Source organism: Streptomyces millisiae (assembly GCF_031845425.1).
Lineage (GTDB): Bacteria > Actinomycetota > Actinomycetes > Streptomycetales > Streptomycetaceae > Streptomyces > Streptomyces millisiae.
The window spans coordinates 1-416 of record NZ_JAVREM010000376.1; the positions used below are offsets into that span (position 1 = coordinate 1).

General features: G+C 72.6%; 1 protein-coding gene. It reads right to left on the reverse strand.

What is annotated here, in order from left to right; all coding sequences use genetic code 11:
* Nucleotides 1–416 (reverse strand): sigma-70 family RNA polymerase sigma factor (locus RNC47_RS37160; protein ID WP_311605288.1); only part of this gene is annotated, 416 nt, incomplete at both ends.

The window sequence follows — 416 nt, forward strand, 5'->3', positions numbered from 1 at the left end:
CCCCAGCACACGGCCGTACGCCTCCAGCTGCGCCTTCATCCGCTGGACGCGTACGGCCGTGTGCTGGGGGGAGAGCTCCATGGCCGCCGCGACCTCGGCCCGCGACAGCTGGCCCGCCGTCTCCAGCCACCACAGCGACAGCAGCGCGCGGTCGTCCTCGTCCAGCCACCGCGTCGCCTCCGCCACCTGACGCCGCTGCCCGGTCAGCCCGAGCCGCAGAATGGTCACCTCGACGAAGTCGGCGCGCGGGTCGGGCAGGTCGTAGGCGTCGTCCAGCCGGTCGGCGGAGACCGTCCCCGCCTGGCCCTCGCGCCAGTGCCGGCGTATCTCGTTCATGGCTATCGCCACCAGCCAGGAACGGAACCTCTCCGGATCACGGAGCTCGGGCAGGCTGCGCAGCATGCGCAGCACGGTCT